The organism is Streptomyces sp. NPDC051109 (assembly GCF_044455885.1).
Classification (GTDB): Bacteria; Actinomycetota; Actinomycetes; order Streptomycetales; family Streptomycetaceae; genus Streptomyces.
Map to the genome: position 1 here is coordinate 1 of NZ_JBITFF010000061.1, position 5,534 is coordinate 5,534.

Genomic DNA, 5,534 nt, shown 5'->3' on the forward strand with positions numbered 1-5,534 from the left:
CAGGACGAACCCGCCATGGCGGGCGTGAGCACCGCCCTCCACCGCGATGGCCGGCTCGCTGACATCACCGGGTTCTTCCTCCCCGCGTAAGCGGATCCCACAGCCTCGCCGAGCTTGTCGCCGACCGGCTGGCACCGCTCGGCGAGGTCACCCTCCACCGCCACTTCGGTGGCACGGACCGAATCAACTGAGACGCCGAGCGAAGCAGACGAGATCGCTTGAGACAGGAGATTACGGGCGCAGTCCACAGCCCTCGCAGATGGCAACTCCTTGTGGCCAAAGCCCCATCGACACGGCACGCTGCGTTCTTACGGTCGAGGGAGGCTCAGCGTGGCGATACATCCGCTGATGCGCCGCACTGGCTAACGGATACCCGAAGGGCCGCATTCCCGGGCGATGTCAGAGGCCGGCCTTGGCCAGGACGCGCTCCACCTGAGCTCTTGGCAGCAGGGGGTTGGACCTCAGCATCATCGGCGACTCTTCGTTCAGGGTCCGTTAGCAGCAGCTCCACCACCAGCATGGGGCGGATGTGGGGTATGTCGCCGTGGGCGCGGATCAACCGCAGTAGGACCTGCGGCGGCGTGTCAGGCCGGTGGGCGGCCGCGCGGCGGACGGACACGTCCGGGTCCTCGTCCAGCTGCCGCCCTGCATGATCCGGTAGGTCCCTGCTGGCCGCTACTTCTCGTCGGAGCACCGCAGCTGCCCTGCAGGTAGGTCACCACGTCCGGGCCGGTGAGCAGCGCCAGCTGCACGGTGACCGGCCGGGTCCGCCAGGTGGCGGCGACCGTTGCGCGCACCTTGGGATCGGAGGCCGCAGCGAGTTCCGTTGGCTCTGGGTCGTAGGCCTCGACCAGGTCGTCGATGTTTGTCGGCACCCCGCCTCCACCATGGTCCGTACGAAGTCCGCGCAGGCGTCGCGGATCGCCAGGTCGGAGTGCTCGGCGATTTCACGACGCATCGCATCGCCGAGGCTGGCCGACGTACGAGACCCCGGGGCGCTGTGAGTCCTGGGGTCTCGGTCGTACCGGGGAGTGGTCAGCCGGCGTCGCGTTCGGAGGGCGGCCGTACTGACTGAAGGCAGCCGACTGCGCCGGTTGTCGGTGGCGTCATGGACCATGTCCGGGTGACTCATCGAACGCAGGACACCGATTCCGTCGGATCCGAGCCGGGGATTGCCTGGCTCGCGGCGCCCCGTTGGATTCCTTTCGGCGGATACAACGTGGTGATGGTCCGGGGGCTGACCCCGGACGAGCTGGTGGAGCGGCTCGCGGCGACGGCCTTCTGGGGTGCGCCCGCCGTCGTCCATCGGGCATCCGGCGAACACAGTGCCGAGGACGTCGCGAACCCGGACCTCTTCGATACCGACTCAGACGTGCACCTCCGTTACGGCGAGCACGAGGGCCTGTCGTTCGCGGTCATGTACGGCCCGTGGTGGGGCGAGTTCAACGACCTGGGCCCGGTCTCGGCCGGCGGCGCGCACGTCTTCCGTGTGGTGTTCGAAGAAGACAATGGCAAGCCCGTGCCTCCGTTCTTCGAATACCACCGGGATGGACATCTCGCCTGCTCGTTCAATCTGCACCTGGACGCGTCATGGGGATACGACGGCATCGACGGAGACCCGGCGCTGGCTGCGGAAGTGACAGCGGCCATGACAGAGGCCGGACTGCCCGTTGCTGGCCGAGGAGGCTACACGGGCGAAGAGGACGAGGAGCAGATGCGGTACAAATTGCTGGGAATTCTGGGCCGCCTCTTCGACCTCTCCCTGCCGCGCCAGCAGATCCTTCGGGGCTCCCTCGCCACAGCCACGCTGACGACCTGAGGCCATGGCCCGCGAAGACCCCGGCTTGGCCCTCGACCAGCCCGAGGCCGAGACCGGGGTCTCCCGGCGCGACGCCCGAGACGTCGGGCTGCTCCCCGTCGTCCGGCCCCCGGTGGACTGGCGGGCGGTGGCGGCCGGCCGCCGTTCCCCGTTCGGTCGACGGCGCCGGTTCACGACGGCGGCCTGGCCCACCCGGGCGATCCGCCCGACAACACGTCCTCCCCCTCGGCGTCGTCGGATGCCTGCGCCCGGAAGGTGAAGTCGAGGCCGCCCCACACGGTCACGTTGATGGCGGGACAGATTCCGGGAGTGCTGCTGCGCATACGTGCGCGGCGGTGTTGTGATCGCGCCGAGCGATGAGAGAAGAGACGCGCGGCGAGGGGGAGCTCGGTAACACCGGCATCCGGACGGGGGCGGGGTGCGCAAGGGGGAGAGGTTTCGCATCGCCGCGCCGTGCGTGGGCAGCCAGTCATCCGAGCCCTTGCTGTGCAGGCGGCGCTGCGACGCGAGAGGGCGACCAGCCCCCGCCCCCTTCTCAGGCAGCGCCGGCCCGCGCGGTCTCCACGTCCTCTGCGACGGCGGTCGGCTTGGCGGCGGCCGGCCGCGGCTTGCGGACGAGCGGGATCGTCGCGCACGCGGCGAGCAGGGCCGCCGCGGCGACGGCGTACCAGCCGTGCCGGAACGCGTCGACGGTGTGTCCGGGGCCCGCGGTGCCGAGGACGCCGACCAGGATCGCGACGCCGAGGACCGCGCCGATCTGGCGGCCCATCGACGTGATGGCCGAGCCGGTGGCGAAGCGGGCCGGCGGCAGGGCGGCCGCCGACACCCCGGTCAGGACTGGGAGCGTCATGCCGACGCCGAGGCCGGTCAGGATCATGCCGGGCAGGAGCGAGGCCGCGTACGCCGAGCCGGTGTCGAGCGTCGCGGCCCACCACAGGATGCCGGCGGCGAACACGACGGATCCCGCCAGTGCGATGCGGCCCGCACCGAACCGGGCGACGGCGGGCCCGATCCGCAACGCGACCGGCGGCACCAGCAGGGGTCCCGGCGCGATGGCGAAGCCGGTGCGCAGAGCCGAGTAGCCCCACGCGCCCTGGCACCACAGGACCGCACCGAGCAGCATTCCGGCGAACGCGATGGTGAACAGCGTCAGGGCGGCCGCGGCGGATGCGAACGCCGGGACCCGGAGCAGCGGCAGCTCGACGATCGGCACGGGGTGGCGGGCCGATCGCAGGACGAACCAGGCGCCGAGCAGCACCGCGGCAGCGAGGTCGCCGAGGGTGCGGGCGCTCGCCCAACCCCAGTCAGGAGCCTTGATCAGGCCGAGCGCGAGCGTGGCGATGGATCCGGTGAGCAGGGCGGCGCCGAACAGGTCGGGCAGCGGACTCTTCTCCGTCCCGGCGCGCCCGGGTGACGGCAGCACTCTGACACCGAGCACGAACGCCGCGATCCCCACCGGCAGGTTGACGATGAACACCCAGTGCCATCCGGCCTCGACCAGCAGCCCGCCGGCCACCGGCCCGAGCCCGGCCGCGATCCCGCCGATCGACGCCCAGGCGCGCACCGCCCCGGCGCGCTTCTCAGGCGCCGTCGTGTCGAGCAGCAGCGCGAGCGAGGTCGGCATCAGCAGCGCAGCGCCGGCGGCCTGTACGAGCCGGGCCGCGACCAGCGTCCCGACGTTGGGAGCGAGTGCGCAGCCGACCGAGGCGAGGGTGAACACCGCCAAGCCGGTCAGGAACACCCGCTTGTGGCCGGAGCGGTCGGCGACGCGGCCCGCGACGACGAGGAGGGCGGCGAAGACGATCGCGTAGCCGTTGAGGACCCAGGAGAGGGAGCCGAGACCGCTGCCGCCGAACGAGTCGCCGATCGCAGGGAGGGCCGCGTTGACGATGAAGAGGTCGAGGTTCGACATGAAGACGGCGGCCGCGACGGTCGCGAACACGGCTCGGGACGCCACTGGTCGGTTTGAAATTCCAACTGTCATGGACCGGAGGCTAGTCGGGCGGGTTTGAAAACACAACGGACTCGCGAGAGGATGGGGATGTGACCTCGAACGCGAAGCAGGGCGAGAATTCGGTTCCGCACCCCGACGTGCCCGGTCGGCCGTGCTCTGCGGCCGCCGCGCTGCAACTCGTCGGTGAGCGCTGGGCCCTCCTGGCGATCCGCGAGATCTTCTACGGCAACCAGCGCTTCGACCAGATCGTCCGTAACACCGGCGCGCCCCGCGACCGCCTCGCCGCCCGACTGCGCGCGCTGGAGGAGGCGGGCGTGGTCGAGCGCCGCCCCTACAGCGAGCGCCCCTTGCGGTTCGAATACCACCTCACGGAGGCCGGCCGCGATCTCGCGCCCGTGATGCACGCGCTGCTGACCTGGGGTGATCGCTGGGCGGTGGACGCTCCGCCGGTCGCCTTCCGGCACCGCGGCGGGCCCGGATCGGATCACCACGCCGAGCACGACCTCGATCTGGTGACGACGTGCCGGACCTGCGGTGAGGAGGCCCGGTCGGGAGGCCTCACGATCGACGTGCGGGCGCCTGGATGGGATCGGGCCGGGCCGATCGAAGGCGTCTGAGCCGGCACGACAGAGCCCACTGGTTCCTCTGAACGTGCGACTCCACGGGCACGGGCACGTACGGTGAGCCGGTATGCCGGTATGCCGGTATGCCGGTATGCCGGCACCCGCCCCAGGCTGTCAGACGGCCCGCCGCGCAGCCGCCGTCACGGGTTCGAGCCGCAGCCGCCGGGTCGGCCAGGGCGGCTGCGGTGACTCCGGCGGCCCGACCCAGACCCGGACGTCCTCCCCGGTGCGCACGGGCAGGAGGGGGTAGTCGTTCTCGGCGTGCTCGGTGCGGTGCAGCGCATGCTCCGGGCCCAGGTGGCGGGCAGCGTACGAGTCGAAGGCGGCCGCGTCGGTCGGACGGCATACGGTCGCGACCACCTCACGGGCGGTGGCGAACTCTAGAGCGGCGAAGAGGGTCGTGGTTCCGCCCGGACGTAGTCGTGGCTGCGACCAGGGCCTTCTCCGGCGGGTCGAGGTAGAGGCCGACGACGTCACGGACCTTGTCGATGGACAGATGATCGGTCGACAGCTTGAACGTCTGCGACCGGTGCGGGGCAAGGGAGAACGCCCGCCTGATCCGCGAGACCGTCGACTGCGACATGCCCGTGGCCGCGGCCATCGACCTCGTCGACCAGTGGGTCGCGGTCTTCGGTGTCTCCTCAAGCGTCTTGAGGATGACCCGCTCGACGTCAGCATGGGTGATCTTCCGGGGGACGCCGTGCCTCGGGTCGTCGCACAAGCCGTCCAGTCCCCGCTCGATGAAGCGGCGCCGCCAGGTGCGGACCGTGTCCGGCGCGATCCGCAGCCGGCGCGACACCTCCATGATCGAGTGGCCTTCGGTGCACTCCAGCACGATCCGCGACCGCTGAGCCAAAGCCTGAGCCGTCGTACGACGGCGTAACCAGCCCTCCAGCACCGCCCGCTGGGCATCAGCAACCGACAACGGCACAATCTTCGGACCCGGACGACTCATGCTCAACTGACGACGAATCTCTGACTCAGGTCACTAGCCGTGCCGTCTCATGACATTGGTTCCTCGCTGTCAGGCTTGGCGGGCGGAGGACGTGAGGCGATCGGCGAGCGCGATGACGAGGTCGCGTAGTTCATCGGGGCGCTCGATGACGAACGGCCGGTCGAGTGAGGCGAGTATTCGAGG

The 5,534-nt window shown here is 70.6% G+C and carries 6 protein-coding genes and 1 pseudogene; 2 read left to right on the forward strand and 5 right to left on the reverse strand.

What is annotated here, in order from left to right:
- Positions 1 to 325: 325 nt before the first annotated feature.
- A complete protein-coding gene (locus tag ACIBAD_RS37465) occupies positions 326 to 694 on the reverse strand; it encodes a hypothetical protein (RefSeq protein ID WP_398911526.1) in 369 nt (122 codons plus the stop codon).
- A 429-nt stretch (positions 695 to 1,123) separates the two neighbouring features.
- Here ACIBAD_RS37465 and ACIBAD_RS37470 point away from each other — a divergent pair, with 429 nt between their 5' ends.
- Entirely contained in the window at positions 1,124 to 1,819 is a 696-nt protein-coding gene (locus ACIBAD_RS37470) for a hypothetical protein (protein ID WP_398911528.1), read from the forward strand.
- Positions 1,820 to 2,354: 535 nt separating this feature from the next.
- Here the strand turns inward: ACIBAD_RS37470 and ACIBAD_RS37475 are convergent.
- Positions 2,355 to 3,776 carry an MFS transporter gene (locus ACIBAD_RS37475; protein ID WP_398911529.1) on the reverse strand — a complete coding sequence of 474 codons (1,422 nt, stop codon included), beginning with the start codon at positions 3,774 to 3,776 and terminating at the stop codon, positions 2,355 to 2,357.
- An 86-nt stretch (positions 3,777 to 3,862) separates the two neighbouring features.
- Between ACIBAD_RS37475 and ACIBAD_RS37480 the strand changes: the two genes are divergently transcribed.
- The gene (locus tag ACIBAD_RS37480; RefSeq protein ID WP_134067031.1) at positions 3,863 to 4,390 is read left to right on the forward strand and encodes a helix-turn-helix domain-containing protein; all 528 of its coding nucleotides are present in this window, start codon (positions 3,863 to 3,865) and stop codon (positions 4,388 to 4,390) included.
- Positions 4,391 to 4,510: 120 nt separating this feature from the next.
- Here ACIBAD_RS37480 and ACIBAD_RS37485 read toward each other — a convergent pair whose 3' ends face one another.
- The 3 genes and pseudogenes from ACIBAD_RS37485 to ACIBAD_RS37495 form a co-directional block, all read right to left on the reverse strand.
- Positions 4,511 to 4,756, reverse strand: a complete 246-nt coding sequence (locus ACIBAD_RS37485) for a hypothetical protein (RefSeq protein ID WP_398911532.1) — start codon at positions 4,754 to 4,756, stop codon at positions 4,511 to 4,513.
- A gap of 1 nt (position 4,757) precedes the next feature.
- Entirely contained in the window at positions 4,758 to 5,321 is a 564-nt protein-coding gene (locus tag ACIBAD_RS37490; RefSeq protein ID WP_398911533.1) for a helix-turn-helix domain-containing protein, read from the reverse strand.
- Between the two features lie 99 nt (positions 5,322 to 5,420).
- Positions 5,421 to 5,534, reverse strand: a pseudogene (locus ACIBAD_RS37495) (transcriptional regulator); the annotation flags it as partial.